General features: G+C 58.8%; 13 protein-coding genes. All 13 read right to left on the bottom strand.

Annotated features, from left to right (window positions below; translation table 11 throughout):
• On the bottom strand, positions 1 to 3,963 hold the full coding sequence (locus tag ONZ54_RS11490) for an ATP-binding protein (RefSeq protein WP_271788276.1): 3,963 nt from the start codon (positions 3,961 to 3,963) through the stop codon (positions 1 to 3).
• A gap of 54 nt (positions 3,964 to 4,017) precedes the next feature.
• Complete coding sequence (ihfA, locus tag ONZ54_RS11485; RefSeq protein WP_005300715.1) at positions 4,018 to 4,314, bottom strand: integration host factor subunit alpha; 297 nt, start codon at positions 4,312 to 4,314, stop codon at positions 4,018 to 4,020.
• A gap of 3 nt (positions 4,315 to 4,317) precedes the next feature.
• Positions 4,318 to 6,705, bottom strand: coding sequence for a phenylalanine--tRNA ligase subunit beta (pheT, locus tag ONZ54_RS11480; RefSeq protein ID WP_271788217.1), 2,388 nt, complete (start codon positions 6,703 to 6,705; stop codon positions 4,318 to 4,320).
• A gap of 12 nt (positions 6,706 to 6,717) precedes the next feature.
• Entirely contained in the window at positions 6,718 to 7,701 is a 984-nt protein-coding gene (gene pheS / locus ONZ54_RS11475; protein WP_005315542.1) for a phenylalanine--tRNA ligase subunit alpha, read from the bottom strand.
• Positions 7,702 to 8,023: 322 nt separating this feature from the next.
• A complete protein-coding gene (gene rplT, locus ONZ54_RS11470) occupies positions 8,024 to 8,380 on the bottom strand; it encodes a 50S ribosomal protein L20 (RefSeq protein ID WP_005300683.1) in 357 nt (118 codons plus the stop codon).
• A gap of 15 nt (positions 8,381 to 8,395) precedes the next feature.
• Positions 8,396 to 8,593 carry a 50S ribosomal protein L35 gene (gene rpmI, locus ONZ54_RS11465; protein WP_005315535.1) on the bottom strand — a complete coding sequence of 66 codons (198 nt, stop codon included), beginning with the start codon at positions 8,591 to 8,593 and terminating at the stop codon, positions 8,396 to 8,398.
• A gap of 86 nt (positions 8,594 to 8,679) precedes the next feature.
• A complete protein-coding gene (gene infC, locus ONZ54_RS11460; RefSeq protein WP_155603220.1) occupies positions 8,680 to 9,210 on the bottom strand; it encodes a translation initiation factor IF-3 in 531 nt (176 codons plus the stop codon).
• A gap of 21 nt (positions 9,211 to 9,231) precedes the next feature.
• The gene (gene thrS, locus ONZ54_RS11455; RefSeq protein ID WP_021138702.1) at positions 9,232 to 11,160 is read right to left on the bottom strand and encodes a threonine--tRNA ligase; all 1,929 of its coding nucleotides are present in this window, start codon (positions 11,158 to 11,160) and stop codon (positions 9,232 to 9,234) included.
• 286 nt (positions 11,161 to 11,446) lie between these two features.
• Positions 11,447 to 11,671: a hypothetical protein gene (locus ONZ54_RS11450; RefSeq protein WP_271788216.1), complete on the bottom strand. Its 225-nt coding sequence runs from the start codon at positions 11,669 to 11,671 to the stop codon at positions 11,447 to 11,449.
• Positions 11,668 to 13,620 (bottom strand): hypothetical protein, encoded by a 1,953-nt coding sequence (locus ONZ54_RS11445; protein WP_271788215.1) that lies wholly within the window; start codon positions 13,618 to 13,620, stop codon positions 11,668 to 11,670. Before ONZ54_RS11445 ends, ONZ54_RS11450 begins: the two co-directional genes overlap by 4 nt.
• Positions 13,621 to 13,647: 27 nt before the next feature.
• A complete protein-coding gene (locus ONZ54_RS11440; protein WP_271788214.1) occupies positions 13,648 to 14,052 on the bottom strand; it encodes a hypothetical protein in 405 nt (134 codons plus the stop codon).
• 10 nt (positions 14,053 to 14,062) lie between these two features.
• Positions 14,063 to 15,232, bottom strand: a complete 1,170-nt coding sequence (locus ONZ54_RS11435; protein ID WP_271788213.1) for a LamG-like jellyroll fold domain-containing protein — start codon at positions 15,230 to 15,232, stop codon at positions 14,063 to 14,065.
• A 2-nt stretch (positions 15,233 to 15,234) separates the two neighbouring features.
• Entirely contained in the window at positions 15,235 to 16,440 is a 1,206-nt protein-coding gene (locus ONZ54_RS11430; protein WP_271788212.1) for a hypothetical protein, read from the bottom strand.
• Positions 16,441 to 16,489: the final 49 nt, after the last annotated feature.

Below are 16,489 nucleotides of genomic sequence, written 5' to 3'. Positions count from 1 at the left end.
TCAGACTCTCTCACCTAATCGCCGGCAGACTTCATCCAGAGCGTGCCGCAGCGGGGACATCAGGGGTTGTTGTGGATCCCGTTTCCACTGCTCGATCACCTGGATCAGCGGGGTGGCGCCCACCATTTTGGCCGCCCCCTTCATCTTGTGTAAAGCCGCATCAAGCGCTTCAGCATCTCCTTGTGTGATGCACTGCTCAATGTCAGCCAGATCTTGACGAGTTGCCTCCAGATAGAGGTTTATCAACTCGCGACTCAGGAGGGGCAGTGCCGGCTCATGCCACCCGGCTCCCATTTCCTCGCCTGCGGTGCCGGGAGAGGGTGCGGACAAGAGGACACTCGTGTCCGCAAGCCTTGGCACGCTGCGCAGTAAATTGGCCAGATCTTTAAGCAGCAAGGGCTTGTCCAGATGTCCTCGACAACCACAGCTGGCCAGTCGCTGCGCCGCCTGCTCGCTGAGATCGGCGGTGATAACGTAGGCAGGCAGATGATGCCAGCGCGCAGAATCCCGCAACTGCTGGCACAGCTGGGCACCATCCATCACTGGCATCTGCAGATCGGTCAGCACCAGATCCACGGTTTCGTGCTGCAGAATATCGAGCGCCAGCCGACCATTGGCCGCACTCAGTACCTCGGCCCCCAGCTGGGTCAACTGCATGCAGATCAACACCCGATTCACTTCGTGATCTTCAACCAGCAACACCCGCATCCCCTGCCCTGGCAAACTCATCTCCTCCAGGGCAGAGGACACCAGCCTTGGCTGCAACAGGCTGACCACAGAGCCTGGCACCCAGGGCTCGCCCTGCCAGTCCCAGTAACGCAGACCCTGATCATCTTCGGCGGCGCGCAGCAATGGGCCGGCGGGATCTTCGGTCAGGCCGAGCTCGCCAAGCCAGGGCACGAGATAGGCACGCTCCGCATCGTTCAGCTGGATATTGACGCTGGCCACTCTCGGTTGCCAGCGTGGCATCTCGTGCAGCAGCACCAAGGGCAAGCTGCAGGTGAAACGGCTGCCCCCGAGAGGACGCGGTTCGACCCGGATCTCGCCACCCATCTGCTCCATCAGCTGGCGGCTGATGGCCAGCCCCAATCCGGTGCCCTGAGCCCTGGGCTGGCCCTCCTCTCCTCCCTGCTCGAATGGCAGGAACAGGCGAGGCAGCAGATCGTCGCTGATACCCGGCCCGTCATCATCCACGCCGCACAGCAGACGGTCGCCTTGACGGCGTGCCCACAGCACGACTTCACCTGCACAGCTGAACTTGATGGCATTGGCGAGCAGATTGTGCAGCACCTGCTGCACTCTATGGGGATCCAGCTCCACTTGGGCGGGCAGGTGATGGTCGATATCCAGTCGCAGCTGCAACCGCTTGGAGCGGGCCTTGGACCAGTGCACCGCCGCCACATGCTCGCACAAATCAACCAGGTCGGTTGGCTGGGGAGACAGCGCCAGCTGCCGGTTCTCGTTGCGGCTGAAATCGAGCACATCGTTGAGCAGACCGAGCAGCTCGTCCCCCGCCTGTCTGACATGGGAGAGCGCTGAGTGCTGCTCCGCTGACAAGGGGGTGTGATTGAGCCACTCCAGCAGCCCCAGAATGGCATTCATGGGAGTACGAATTTCATGGCTCACCGCAGCGAGGAAGCGCCCCTTGGCCAGGACGGCCTGTTCAGCCCGCTCATGGGATGCCTGCAAGGCACGCTCCTGCTCGACCCTGGCGGTCACATCCTGCACCACACCGTAAACCCGCCACCCCCCTTCCTGCTGGCTGCGGCCGCGACCATAACATTGCAGCCAGCGCGTGCCCTTGACCGGATGCTCATAGCGCAGCGCGTAGGAAAATGGTTGGCCGGCATGCAACATGGCCAGCATGGGCGCCCGCATCTCGCGCCTGTCCTGATGTACAAGACGGCTGAGTGCGCTGTCGGGATGGCGGCGGATCTGCTGGCTGGCCAGGCCCAGCAGCTCGTAACTGCCACGGCTGATAAATTCGACCCGGGTTATTTTCCCCTGCTGCAAGAGGAACTGGATGACGACGCCAGGCACCGTATTGGTAAGGGCGCGCAGACGTCGCTCGGCCTGATGCAGCAAACGCGTACGCTCGCGCAGGGCGCTGATGTCGGAGAGCGCGATCAGATCCCCCGCCGGCGCCTGCTTGCCCAGTCGCAGCGGGATCTGGGCATAGGAGAACACCTGATCGCCGAGGGTCATTTCCCCTTCTGTTCCCTGCAACTGGGACGGCGGCAGGCTGAGTTCAGCCAGATAGCGAGCCTCCAGCCGTTTGGCCTGCTTGTTGCGCTTGATGATCTCTCCCTGATCATTTCGCAGGAAGACGGGCACAGGCAGTGCCTGGAACAGGGATTCCCTGAACTGACTCTCCAGTGCCAGCGTCTGCTCCATCTCCTGACGCCGGCTCACTTCTCGCGCCAGCTGCTGGCGGGAACGCCAGATCAACCAGATGACACCAGCACTGATCAGCAATGCCAGCAACACGGATCCCAGCCAGATGCCATAGCTGACGCCGCTCTGCTGGGTCAGCACCAGCTGACGCCAGCGCTGGTTGAGATCAGCGTTCTGCTGGCCTGTGATGGTCATCAGACTCTGCTCCATCACACCGGCCAGCCTGGGGCTGCGGGGACTGATGGCAAACCCTAGCCCGAAACGATCCGGCAGCTCCTTGATATCCAGTCCAGCCAGCAGATTGTTGCGAAGCGGATATTGCAACTGATACAGCTCGGCCAGCATGGCCTCCGCCCTGCCCGCCTGTACCTCTGCAATGCCTGACTCAAGGGTCTGGCTCTTGCGCCATGCATGCTTGCCAAGACGGGCCAGCATGTCGGGATCATAGAGGCTGGCGGGCACGACCAGCTCACCCTTGATCTCCTCGAGTCGATCGAAAGACCGCAACTTGCGGCTGACCAGGGCATAACGACTGGCTACCACGATGCGAGTGAAATCAAACTCGCCAGTCAACGCCGGTGTCTCCAGCAGACCCGCCATCATGTCTGCCTCGCCACTGCGCAGCTTGGCCAGGGCGTCTTCGGTGTCCTTGACTGGCACCACATGAAAAATCATCCCGGTCTGCTGGCTCACCCGGCGCAGCACATCTGCACTCCAGCCCCTGAGCTGCCCCTGCTTGTCGATGCCGCTATAAGGCATCAATGCAGGGTTCACCACCAACTTGACGGCACGGGAGGTACCGACCAGCCAGGCCTGCTCCTTGTCGGTAAAGTGCAAGGGGTTGATGTCCTGCTCCCCCTGCTCCAGATAGCGCTCGAGATCCTTGTAGACGCCCCCGGGCGGCATATAGCGGATCGCCATGTCGACCAGCGCCCTGAGTTCTGGTTTGTCGCGCATCATCAGCCGATAGCTGAGCACCAGCTCATCGCTGCGCAAACGGCGCAGACGCAGTCCCACATCCGGGTATTCGCGCATCAGGTAACGCAGTTGCAGGTAGTCGCCGAGGTAGGCCGTTCCCTTGCCCGCCACCAGTGACGAGTACCAGTTGACGGCATCGGTCAGGACCCGCTGGGTCGAATGGGGATAGAGTGTCTTGAGCACCTCGCTCGCCTGCCAAAGGGGTGACACCAGGAAGGTGGCACGCTCCAGCTCACCCTTGTAAAGAATGGCGGACTCGGCTTCCAGCAGGGCGCGACTGAGCGCCATGCCAGGCAACGCCTGCCGTGAAGGGCCTATGTCAGGGATGAGATCGCAGCGCCCCGCCAGCAGGGCCTGCTGAACCGCGGGCCAGTTTGGCAGCTTCTCGTGCAGCAAGGGCACCGGCAGCTGTTCAGCCAGCCGGTCCAGCTGATCGATAAGCAGTCCCCCCGACTCCTCGAGATAGGGCGGCCGGATCAGGGCGGGGTAACAGATGGTCAGCGATGTGAGAGTGTCAGCATACGCCTGGGTGGCGGGAGACAGAGGCAGCGTCATGGCCTGCACCGGCATGGCCAGCAACAGACCGAACAATAAGTTGGATTTCATCATGAAAAAGTAAAAGCCAGGCGTTTGCCTGGCTTTTTGTCACTCGTTGGGTTCAACATTTTCTACCCTGGCCTTGAGTTTCTGGCCAGGCCGGAAGGTCACCACCCGACGGGCGCTGATAGGAATATCCTCGCCTGTCTTGGGGTTACGTCCGGGACGCTGATTCTTCTCACGAAGGTCAAAGTTACCGAAGCCTGAAATCTTGACTTGTTCACCACGCTCAAGCGCCTGTCTGATTTCCTCAAAGAAGGCTTCCACCATATCTTTGGCTTCACGCTTGCTCATCCCGAGTTGGGTGAACAGGTGCTCTGCAATGTCGGCTTTGGTAAGCGCCATAGATCAATCCCTCAAGGATGCATTCAACTCTTCACCAAGGGCCCGCACGACATTGTCTACGGTCTCGGCAATCTCTTTCTCCTCCAGAGTGCGCTGGGTGTCTTGCAATACAAGACTGATGGCCAGGCTCTTCTTGTCCTCGGCCATACCAGCACCCTGGTATACGTCAAACAAGTTTATTCCAACTACCTGATTTCCGCCAACTTTTTTAATTACTGCGAGGACATCACCGGCCAGAACCTGACGGTCTACCACCACGGCGATATCACGACGGTTGGCTGGGAAGCGAGAAACCTCGGCAGCAACCGGCACCTTGGCCGGGATCAGCTTGTTCAATTCCAGCTCGAACATGATGGCACGGGTCTTGAGACCCAGCTTCTTCTCGAGGCTCGGGTGGATCACGCCGATATGGCCGAACACCTCGCCATTGCGCAAAATGGCTGCGCTCTGGCCCGGGTGCAGGGCACTGTGCTCGGTACGCTCGAAGCTGAAAGTAGCTCCTTCGGCAGTCAAGTCCAGCACGGCTTCCAGATCCCCTTTCAAATCAAAGAAGTCAGCTGCGCGACTCTTGATGTCCCAGTGCTCGTCGCTCTGGTTGCCGGTGATGATACCGGCCAGCATCGGCTCCTGACGGATGCCGTTCTCGGCGCTCGCGTCCTTGATGAAACGCAGACCCTGCTCGAACAAACGTACCCGCGGCTGCTGACGATTCTGGTTGTAGACCACTGCCTGCACCAGACCCGGGAACAGGGAGACACGCATAGCGGACATCTCGACCGAAATCGGGTTCGGCAGCACTATGGCATCGCTTTGCGGATAGAGCAGTTGCTGCGCTTTGGGATCGACGAAGCTGTAGGTGATCGCTTCCTGGAAGCCGCGGTCAACCAGCAGGTCACGCACCCGCTTGAGGGTCACCTGCCCTTCTGCCTGCTCAACCATCGCCAGAGAGGCTGCGGGTTTCAGGTTCGGGATATTGTTGTAGCCGTAAATGCGGGCTACTTCCTCGATAAGGTCTTCCTCAATGGCGATATCGAAACGCCAGGAGGGTGCCAGTGCAGTCCAGCCGTCGGCATCCACAGTGACCTGCATGCCGAGGCGAGTCAGGATCTCGACCACTTGAGCGTCAGCCACGCTGATGCCAATCACCTTGTCGAGCTTGGTGCGACGCAGCTTGATGGGCGCCGCTTTGGGCAGATGGGCATCGGATTTGACCTCGATGACCGGACCCGCTTCGCCGCCGCAGATATCCAGAAGCAGACGGGTGGCTCTGTCCATCACCTTGGCTTGCAGCTCGGGATCGACCCCGCGCTCGAAGCGATGTGACGAATCGGTGTGCAAACCGTAAGCGCGAGCACGACCCGTGATGGAGAGCGGCGCGAAGAAGGCGCACTCCAGCAGGATATCGGTAGTGGTCTCGGACACACCGGTGCGATCACCGCCGAAGATACCGGCCATACAGGCAGGGCCTTTGGCATCGGCAATCACCAAAGTGCTCTCTTTGAGCTTCACCTCGTTGCCATCGAGCAGAGTCATCGGCTCGTCAGCACGGGCGCGGCGCACCACCAGTTCCCCTGCCAGTTTGGCTAGATCGAAGGCGTGCATCGGCTGACCATATTCCAGCAGCAGGAAGTTGGTGATGTCGACGATGGCGTCGATGGAGCGGATACCACCACGGCGCAGCTTCTCTTGCATCCAGAGCGGGCTCTTGGCTTGCAGGTTCAGCCCTTTGATGACGCGGCCCAGATAACGGGGGCAATCGGCTGGCGCCTCCACCCGGATCGGGAAGGTCGCATCACAGGTGGCAGCAGCAGGCGTCCAGGTCGGCTCAACCACGTCCACGCTGTTGAGCACGCCGATTTCACGGGCGAGCCCCGCGATACCGAGGCAATCAGCACGGTTCGGGGTCAAATCCACGTCAATGGAGACGTCGTTCAGATTGAGGTAGTCGCGAATGTCGGTACCGATGGGGGCATCGGCCGGCAGCTCGATGATGCCATCGGCTTCAACGTCGATACCCAGCTCACTGAAAGAGCAGAGCATGCCGTGAGACGGCTGGCCACGCAGTTTGGCTTTCTTGATGGTGAAATCACCCGGCAGGGTCGCCCCTACTTTGGCCACGCACACTTTCAAGCCGGCGCGGCAGTTCGGCGCGCCGCAGACGATGTCCAGCAGCTCGGCCTCGCCCACGTTGACCTTGGTCACCCGCAGCTTGTCGGCGTCCGGATGCTGGGCGCATTCGACCACTTCACCCACGACCACATTGTTGAACTGGCCAGCCACCGCTTCCACGGCGTCCACTTCCAGACCAGCCATGGTGATCTGCTCGGCCAGTGCATTGTCACTCAACTCGGTGCGGACCCACTCCATCACCCAGGATTTACTGAATTTCATGTTCTCTCGCCCTTACTTGAACTGCTTGAGGAAGCGCAGGTCGTTTTCGAAGAAGGCACGCAGGTCGTTGACCCCGTAACGCAGCATGGTCAGGCGCTCAACGCCCATGCCGAAGGCAAAGCCGGAGTATTTTTCCGGATCGATACCGACCGAACGCAGTACGTTCGGGTGCACCATGCCGCAACCCAGCACTTCCAGCCACTTGCCGTTCTTGCCCATGACGTCCACTTCGGCACTCGGCTCGGTGAACGGGAAATAGGAAGGACGGAAGCGAATGGTGAGATCTTCCTCGAAGTAGTTGCGCAGGAAGTCGTGCAGTATGCCTTTGAGCTCAGTAAAGCTGGCATGCTCGTCAACCAGCAGGCCTTCAACCTGGTGAAACATTGGCGTGTGGGTCATGTCGTAGTCGTTACGATAGACGCGGCCCGGCGCTATGATGCGGATCGGAGGTTGCTGATGTTCCATGGTGCGGATCTGCACACCCGAGGTGTGGGTACGCAGCATCAGATCGGGATTGAAGTAGAAGGTGTCGTGATCGGTACGTGCCGGGTGATGGGCCGGAATGTTCAACGCATCGAAGTTGTGGAAGCCATCTTCAATTTCGGGACCGCGCTCCACCTTGAACCCCATCTCGCCAAACAGGCGTTCGATGCGCTCAATGGTACGGGTCACTGGGTGCAGACCACCGTTCTCGATGCGACGGCCCGGCAGGCTCACATCGATGGTCTCGGCAGCCAACTTCTGGTTCAGCTCCTGCTCCACCAGTGCATCACGGCGTGCGTTCAGGGCATCCTGAACCTGCTGCTTGGCCTGGTTGATCACGGCGCCCGCGGCGGGACGCTCTTCGGCGGACAAGGCGCCCAATGTCTTCATCTGCTCGGTAAAAAAGCCTTTTTTACCCAGATATTTGACCCGGATTTCGTCGAGGGTCGCAACGTCGTTGACGCCCTCAATTTCGGCCTTGGCCTGGCCGACTACTTCTTCAAGCTGTTGCATGTCTTCCTCGTCACCACTCCCGAAACAGGAGCCTGTTAGGCTAAATAAGGTCAAGAGGGGAATAATACAAAAAAAGCCCCTTCGCTGACCATAGTTAAGGTGGCCTTTTCTCCCTAGAAATCATTTTGTTATCGGGGAAGAGGCTGACCCGCTCCCCTATCCCCGTTAAATATGGGGAAACAATACTAGTTTGTTGGCATATGATGAAATCATGTTGCAGATATGCAGAGGTAACAGTCGGGTCTGACAACAGAACTGGATAAATTGCAGACAACAAAAAAGGAGGCCTGAGCCTCCTTTTATCTTTCATAACAGAACCGGATTAAACCAGTGCTGCTTTAGCCTTTTCAACCAGGGCGGTGAAAGCCAACTTGTCGTGAACGGCGATATCGGACAGGATCTTGCGATCGATCTCGATAGAAGCCTTCTTCAGACCGTTGATCAGACGGCTGTAGGACAGACCGTTCTGACGGGCTGCAGCGTTGATACGCGCAATCCACAGCTGACGGAACTGACGCTTTTTCTGGCGACGGTCACGGTAGGCATACTGACCAGCTTTGGTTACCGCTTGTACCGCTACGCGGTAAACACGGGAACGGGCGCCGTAGTAACCTTTGGCGGCTTTCATTACTTTCTTGTGACGAGCTCGAGCAGTCACACCACGTTTAACTCTTGGCATTTTTTACATCCCCCCTTATGCGTACGGCAGACAAGCGACAACACGTTTGTGGTCGGCAGCGGAAACCATGAACTTCGGTCCCAGCTTGCGCTTACGCTTGCTGCTCTTCTTGGTCAGGATGTGACGCAGGTGGTTATGCTTGCACTTGAAGCGACCCGAGCCAGTCTTTTTGAAGCGCTTTGCAGCACCCCGGTTGGTTTTCATCTTCGGCATTTCATACTCCGCATTGTGAGTGACAACAAAATCGCAAGGCGAACCAACTCATGGGCGCGAACCCATGAGTCAATTTCTTGTGGGCCTTAAGATTTCTTCTTGGGTGCGAGGACCATCACAGCTTGACGGCCTTCGACTTTCGGGAACGACTCCACTACGGCCAACTCTTCCAGATCGTTCTTGACGCGCTCCAGAACCTTGATACCAAGATCCTGGTGAGCCATTTCACGACCACGGAAGCGCAGGGTGACCTTAGCCTTGTCCCCGTCTTCTAGAAAGCGAACCAGGTTGCGTAGTTTTACCTGATAGTCGCCTTCGTCAGTACCAGGACGGAATTTGATTTCCTTGACCTGGACGACTTTCTGCTTTTTCTTCTGTTCTTTGGTTGTTTTGCTCTTTTCGTAGAGGAATTTGCCGTAATCCATGATGCGGCAAACGGGCGGTTCAGCGTTAGGACTGATCTCGACCAGATCTACTCCAGCCTCAAGGGCCAAGTTCAGTGCATCATGGATCTCGACGACACCCAAAGGCTCTCCGTCAATACCAGTGAGACGAACTTCTTTCAGACGAATCTCGGTATTGATCCGGTGAGCGCGGGCTTGCGGTTGCTTGCCCAGTTTTTTTCCGCCTTTTATAGCTTATTCCTCCACTTTCTTTTGTCCGCGGGTCTGAACTTCCTGGGTCAACAGAGCAACTAGCTCTTCAACAGGATAAGTGCCCAGGTCAGCCCCTTTACGAGTCCGTACTGCAATCTTACCGGCTTCAACTTCTTTATCGCCGCAGACCAGCATGAAAGGTACTCGCTTCAAAGTATGCTCGCGGATTTTAAAGCCAATCTTCTCATTTCTCAAGTCCGCTTTTGCGCGAAGACCCGCATCATTCAATGCTTTGGCTACTTTTACCGCATAATCGGCCTGATTATCTGTGATATTCATGACCACAGCCTGAGTCGGAGCCAACCAAGTCGGGAACAATCCGGCGTACTCTTCGGTCAGAATACCGATGAAACGCTCGAGTGAACCCAGAATGGCCCGGTGGATCATCACCGGTACGTGGCGTTCGTTGTCTTCACCCACATACGTGGCACCCAGACGTCCAGGCAGGGCGAAGTCGAGCTGCACGGTACCACACTGCCAAGCACGATCAAGGCAATCATGCAGGGTAAATTCGATCTTGGGACCGTAGAAGGCCCCCTCACCCGGCTGCAAATCGTACTTCAGGCCGTTCAGCACCAGGGCTTCGGCCAGAGCGGCCTCGGCGCGATCCCAGGCCTCATCGGAGCCAATACGCTGCTCAGGACGAGTCGAGAGCTTGACCACGATATTTTCGAAGCCAAAGGTGCCGTAGACGTCATAGACCATACGGATACAGGCAGACACCTCTTCCATGATCTGCTCTTCAGTACAGAAGATGTGAGCGTCATCCTGGGTAAAACCACGCACCCGCATCAGACCGTGCAGGGAACCGGACGGTTCGTTGCGGTGGCAGGAGCCGAACTCGGCCATGCGCAGCGGCAAATCGCGGTAGGACTTCAGACCCTGGTTGAAGATCTGGACGTGACCCGGGCAGTTCATCGGCTTGATGGCGTACTCGCGGTTTTCGGACTGGGTGGTGAACATGGCCTGGGCATACTTCTCCCAGTGGCCTGAACGCTCCCACAGCACCCTGTCCATCATAAAGGGACCCTTCACTTCCTGATAGTCGTACTCTTTGAGCTTGCCACGGATGAAGGTTTCCAGCTCACGGAAGATAGTCCAGCCATCGTTGTGCCAGAACACCATGCCAGGCGCTTCTTCCTGCATGTGATACAGGTCGAGCTGCTTGCCTATCTTGCGGTGGTCGCGCTTGGACGCCTCTTCCAGACGCTGCAGGTAGCCTTTGAGCTGCTTCTTGTCAGCCCAGGCAGTGCCGTAAATGCGCTGCAGCATCTTGTTGTTGGAATCGCCACGCCAGTAGGCGCCAGACATTTTCTGCAATTTGAAGTGGTGGCAGTGACGCATGTTGGGCACGTGCGGACCACGACACATGTCGACGTACTCTTCGTGATGATACAGACCTGGCTGATCATCACGGGCAATATTCTGATCCAGGATCTCGACCTTGTAAGTCTCGCCACGGGCTTCGAACACGTCGCGCGCTTCCTGCCAGGAGACTTTTTTCTTGATGACGTCGTAATCCTTGGCGGCCAGCGCCAGCATGCGCTCTTCCAGGGCAGCCAGATCGTCGTCGGTCAGGGTGCGATCCAAATCGATGTCGTAGTAGAAACCGTTATCGATGACAGGACCGATGGCCATCTTGGTCTGGGGCCAGAGTTGCTTGATGGCATGACCCAGCAGGTGAGCACAGGAGTGGCGCAGTATGTCCAGACCTTCTTCGTCTTTGGCGGTGATGATGGCCAGGGAGGCATCGGCTTCGATGAGCTCGCAGGCATCCACCAGTTCACCGTTTACCCGACCGGCAATGCACGCCTTGGCGAGACCGGGACCTATGTCCGCGGCCACGTCCATAACGGAAACGGAGTGGGCAAATTGACGTTGGCTGCCGTCAGGCAGAGTAATGATTGGCATTGTGTGTTTCCTTATACAGTGGTGCCCCCTACCAAAGGGCACATGTAGGCTAGAGAAATCTTTAAATTTCAAGAGGTTCACTTATGAGTTTCACCGTTCACAATACGGTTGGTACACATAGCGGTACACACTTTATTTTGTGTCTGAAACCATCAATAAGCATGTACGCCGAGGATTGTATCAGACGTCACGACTCAGACAAGCGTGATTGGTTGCTCCTTGAGCGACTGCTTTGTTAATTCAGAAGCTGTCAAAGCAGTTGGTACATCAAATAGGTTGGACCGAATTACACCTCTATCTCATAGGTCGGTAAGTCCGGCGCCTCTCCGGCAAGCTCCCCTCCCCTGTAAAATGCCTTCTTGCCGATGGTTACCCCGACACCTCGTACTGTGACGGTACCGCCTGCCAACGTATCCAGGGTGGTGGTGGTACTGGTCATGGCTGTCACGGTACCGACCAGCAGCGGGTCGGCACCAGGTACCAGCTCCAGGAATCGCTTGAACAGGTTCATACAAATCGCTCCACACTCAATTGCTGGCGCACCGTCATGGCCTTGTTCTGCAACGCAGCAGAGACCCTGACGCCCCGGTTGTACCCCTTCCAGCCATCCACCGCGAGCAGCGCCCCCGGCAGGATCAAGCCCGTATCTGCAGACAACGGCAGCTCAATGGTCTGGGTGCGCTTGGGCATGGTCTTGGTCAGCCCCACCACACCCTGGGCGCGGGCCGCCACCACATCGCACACCAGCGGATGGGTGATGCTCTGGGCCAGTTGCTCGCCAGCAGTACCTTGCCGCATGACCCGCGCACTGATCCCCTGATGACCACCGCTGACCCAGATCCCGTTGGCCGCCTGCCCCGGCTGGAAGTCACTGCCAAGGGTAGTAATGATGGCGCGGGGGATGGCCACATCGGCCAACGCCGTCTCAAGCTGCCAGGGCACAGTGGGATAGCGCGGCTTGATGACCAGATGCCGGTTGCGCTGGTGTGGCAGCACAAAGCCACCGGCCGCCTCGGCCAGGTACTTGACCACCTCGATTGGCGTCTGGTTATCCAAGCTAAAGAAGCCGGCCGGTACCAGCCAATCCGCCGCCTGCCACTCCAGTGTCCAGCCAAACGGCAGCACGGCGGCCGCCAACTGGGCCATGGTAGCCGCAGCACTCTCGCTCACCGCTTGTGCCAATACATGGGTCGGCGACAGGTAGGCAGTGCGAGAGCGACCGGTCAGGGTGGCCGACTCGCGGGCAAAGCTCTGACTCGACTGCCAGCCATCGCACACGCACTCCCATTGCTGGCCGTTGATGTGGATGCTCACCTCTTCCTTATCAGTCAGGGCCGCCGCCGCGATGCGCGGGATCTGGGCGCTGAACTGCCAGGCCCAGGAGTCGGTGTCGAGCTCGATATTCACAGCGGTGGCCGGGATGTCGAGGCCATCGCGCACGCGCACAATGCTTGCTGTGTTACTCACCAGATAAACCCTCCGGGTCGGGATAACGATGTGGGCGCCTTGCCCGTGCCAGACAAACTCCAGGCTGGCATCGCCACGCTGGCGGCCGAACGCCAGTGCCTTGGTGCGCTTGTCCGGGCGCTCCGGGGTGATCGGCGGCTTGGGTGGTGGGCTTGTGCCCCACGGGGGCAGCATGGCTTCGTCCCAACCATCCAGCCAGTGCAGATGCAGCGAGGCCCCCAACTGCCAGCGCTGGCCACCGATGACCTTGCCCAGCTTGGCCCCTTCCTGCCACTGGTCGGCCTGCCACACCTGATCAAAGCGCGGCGGGTTGCGATAGCCGCTTAACTGCCAGCGGCCGACCTGTTCCCCCTCCACCCACAGCGAACGGATAGCCGCATGGCCAGGGGGCAGGTTGTCAACCTGTTGGCCATGGGCATGACCCAGCGGTGCCCCTTCCTCAAACACCCCTCGGTTCAGCTCATAGCGGGGTGGCATCAGATCCCCGTGCTCGGCAATGGCGGCCTCTAACGGCGCGGCTTCTTGCCAATCAGCGGCGCAGGTGGCCCGCTCAATGGCGGGACGTTGCCAGTCACTGGCCACCCCACCGCTCACCAGATCCGCCCGCCCCCAATCACTGGCGCTGGCATGGCTCGGCCCCCGGAACACGTTCACGTCATAACCGGCATCAAAGTCGTGGATCACCCGCTCGGTGGTCACGGCCATGGCGCACTCAATGACGATGGTGCCCCGGAACTCGGCCACGGCAGCCGGGAGTTGGCTTGCCAGCGCCCCCTGGAAGATGAGCCCCACATCGGCAGCCAGCGCGGGGGCGGCTATCTGGCCAGCCAACACAGCAGGCAACACCAGCCCGGGCGAACAGGCCAGCACAGGCGGCAAGCAGGTGCCCTGCAGCACCGCCTCATAGCGCACCACCTCGGCCTGGTTCAGCTCCAGATCGCCGTTGCTCTGGCGCGCCTTGCGCAGTTCAAGCGCCGCATCCTTTCTGGCCATAGGTGGCTCCGGTGGTTAGGTCTTGGCTTACGGTTCGGTGAGGGTGGCGGTGTTGATGCGCACCAGGGCCCCGGTAAACAGCTCGTTGGTGGGGATCTCCAGATCGGCGCCACTACCCGGTGGCCCCACGTCGAGATCCGCCACAAAGTCACCATCCCGATTGGCAAAGCGCCCCCAGGTGGGAGCACCGGATCCGGTGGCCATCTGCTCGGCCAGCGGCTTGAGGGTCAGCACTCCACCCATCACCGACTGGGCACACGGCAGCTGGAACTGCAGCGTGACCAGCAACGGCTGGTCGGTGATGGCAGCACCCACTGCGGGGCGGCTGCCACCGTAGATCTTGAAGGTGGCCGCGGCAGCACTGCCCTGGTCGATGGCGTCGGCCAGTATCTGGGCGCGGGCAGTGCGCACCGAGTCGTGGAACGTGAGCATGGAAACCTCGCTAGACGATGTAAGGAGTCGGGGCTTGGTAGTCAGCCGCCACGGCGTTGTAATCGGCCGGGCCAAAGGCGGGATCGTCCTGGGCGACCAGCATGTAACGCCGGTTCAACCAGAGGTGATCGAACCGGTAGACCCCATCGACGGCACTGCTGTAGGTTTCGTCCACCAGATACCCATCCTGGCTGAAGCAGAGCACCCGGCGCCTGACCCCCTCCCCGTTGATGGTCACCCTGTTGCTGATGTAACCCTGGGCCACGTTCTGTACCCCATCGCGGATCCAGAAATAGTCATGTCCCTTGCAGACAATGGACTGGCTCATCTGTTGCTGATTGACTGGACCGGCATACATCGGCGGGGTGCCACGCCAAGCCACATCCTGCGGCTGGAAGACGGCTCTGGGCTCCTGGTTTGCGGGGGTGAGTGTCTGCCTGTGATTGACGAAATCAATCTGCATTATCCCCCAGTCTTCACCCAAGCCGCTGATCTCGGCCGCCCTTGCAGCGGCATCCGCTGCGCTGAGTGGCGTCATATAAACAGCGATATAGCTGGCTAACCCGATGAATGTTTGATCTCCTGATGTGACCAGCTGCCCCCACAAAGAAAAGAAAAAGTTGCCAAGGGCAGCGTTCAATGTGGCAAGGGAGTAGGTGTTTGCCACCTCACCAACAAGCACGCCGTCGATGTAATGCCTTGCCTTCCCTGATACCGGGTCAACCACAGCCATAATATGGCGCAGTCGATTCCTGATGTTTGGATAGGTGACAATCGCGGATGAGCTGCTTTGTGCGGGGGTCCAATAACGCACACCAAAGTCATCAGATGACCCATTGCAATAGAGACCGATTAATGGGCTAGTGGTATTAACCCCAAGCTCAAACAACCGCCAGTAAAGGCGTTTTTCTTCATCTATCAACAACAGGGTTTCAATAGTGAACCCATTGCCTGTCACCAGGGCCGCAGGCCCATTTTTCAGCTCAACCCATTCCGGCCCCTTTAGCCATGCCATTTTCCCGTTTTGGGTTTCCACCAGAGACGGTCTTCCTCCTTTCCATGCGCTGGTGATGGGTTGATTGCCCAAGTTCACCAATGATGGGTAAACGCTCATATCTTCCAACTGGAAGTAAAAAGCGGGGGATGAATCCATGATTAGCTGATGCAAGGCTGGGTTCATCGCTACCTCCAGGGGCCGGTGATGTCGAAACCGACCAAGGAACGGGGATCGGCGGCACGCACATCAAGCTGATAGAGCGGCCGGATAAACCGGATTATTTTTCCCGCAACAGCAGGCAAGTTTGCAAAGTTCTTGCGGGCCCAAGGCACACTTTCTGCATACGGAACAATCAGGCCTGGCATATAGCCACGCAAGTGGTTGCCAGTTTCCAGCAACATGACGGGATCGGTTGACAGATAGAAAGCATTGTCAGGTCCATTAGGCATAGCCAGACCAGTACCAAACCGGCCAAACACCCCTTTTAACCACCACGCAACGGTGCCAAACAGCTGATGGTAGGGGCGCGCCATCGCCTTTTGTCCTGACTGATCAAATGCGCTCAGCGTTGTCCCCCAGTAGTTAGGGTTTGACCCATCCCTGTTGCTCCACACGATGGTGCCTGCGGCGGCATTGGTCTCGGGATAATGCTGCAAGATAGCGTGATAGCGATCCCCCGGCCTGACAGACTTGATATACCCGGCACAATAGAAGGTCTGGTAGCCATAGTTGCCAATGGCGGGCAGCCAATAGAACATCTGACTGTCACCAATCAAATCCCATACTTTTGGGCTATAACGCTGGGTCGCTGGCCAACGGTGTTCGTAGATTGTGGTGTAGGTGTTGATGTCCACCACATCCTCAACCATGGCAATCTTGGCGAGGTAATGGGTTGATCCGCCAAAGGTGCCGGTCCAGCCGCTGAATGCCGTGTTGTCGATGCGAAAAGAGACATTGCCCGACTCGCTGACGTTGGTCGGCCGGATGATAAGCACCTTGCCATCACCGCTCTCGTGGCTGATGGTCCAACCGAGCGGCGCCACCTTCATGGTCATGGCCGCGCCAGACCCCGACGCCCCCGGGTCACCTGCATCCAGCTCGAACCACACCTGAGTGCTGCTGACCTGCATCACCCTGTGCTCGCCGTTGTAGGCCGCCGGGCTCACCCCGCCAACCTCAATCACAGAGTCTTGCAGGTAGGCGTGGCCACCGGAGAAGGTCGCCACCGCCCAGCCCTTGGCCGCATCCCAGGCCAGGGCGTTGATGGTGAGGGTGCCAAAGCCGGTCACCATGACCGCCTTGAGCAGCGCAGCCAGCGCCCCATCGGCGGTATCCCCCAGACTCGGGGCGCCCTGCATTTCACTCGCGTACCATTTCACGGGATAAGCCATTGCGTCAGTCTCCATCAGTGAGGCCCTGGCTGTCAGGTCCAGCCCCACG

It is taken from the genome of Aeromonas salmonicida (genome assembly GCF_028355655.1).
GTDB lineage: Bacteria > Pseudomonadota > Gammaproteobacteria > Enterobacterales > Aeromonadaceae > Aeromonas > Aeromonas salmonicida.
This window is presented reverse-complemented; position numbering and strand designations above follow the sequence as displayed.

What these genes read in the sequence shown, in the direction of transcription:
- ihfA (WP_005300715.1), bottom strand. Translation starts at nt 4,314, where the DNA reads ATGGCGCTTACCAAAGCCGACATTGCAGAGCACCTGTTCACCCAACTC.
- rplT (WP_005300683.1), bottom strand. Translation starts at nt 8,380, where the DNA reads ATGCCAAGAGTTAAACGTGGTGTGACTGCTCGAGCTCGTCACAAGAAA.
- ONZ54_RS11445 (WP_271788215.1), bottom strand. Translation starts at nt 13,620, where the DNA reads ATGGCCAGAAAGGATGCGGCGCTTGAACTGCGCAAGGCGCGCCAGAGC.
- pheS (WP_005315542.1), bottom strand. Translation starts at nt 7,701, where the DNA reads ATGCAACAGCTTGAAGAAGTAGTCGGCCAGGCCAAGGCCGAAATTGAG.
- ONZ54_RS11430 (WP_271788212.1), bottom strand. Translation starts at nt 16,440, where the DNA reads ATGGCTTATCCCGTGAAATGGTACGCGAGTGAAATGCAGGGCGCCCCG.
- ONZ54_RS11435 (WP_271788213.1), bottom strand. Translation starts at nt 15,232, where the DNA reads ATGAACCCAGCCTTGCATCAGCTAATCATGGATTCATCCCCCGCTTTT.
- ONZ54_RS11440 (WP_271788214.1), bottom strand. Translation starts at nt 14,052, where the DNA reads ATGCTCACGTTCCACGACTCGGTGCGCACTGCCCGCGCCCAGATACTG.
- ONZ54_RS11450 (WP_271788216.1), bottom strand. Translation starts at nt 11,671, where the DNA reads ATGAACCTGTTCAAGCGATTCCTGGAGCTGGTACCTGGTGCCGACCCG.
- pheT (WP_271788217.1), bottom strand. Translation starts at nt 6,705, where the DNA reads ATGAAATTCAGTAAATCCTGGGTGATGGAGTGGGTCCGCACCGAGTTG.
- thrS (WP_021138702.1), bottom strand. Translation starts at nt 11,160, where the DNA reads ATGCCAATCATTACTCTGCCTGACGGCAGCCAACGTCAATTTGCCCAC.
- rpmI (WP_005315535.1), bottom strand. Translation starts at nt 8,593, where the DNA reads ATGCCGAAGATGAAAACCAACCGGGGTGCTGCAAAGCGCTTCAAAAAG.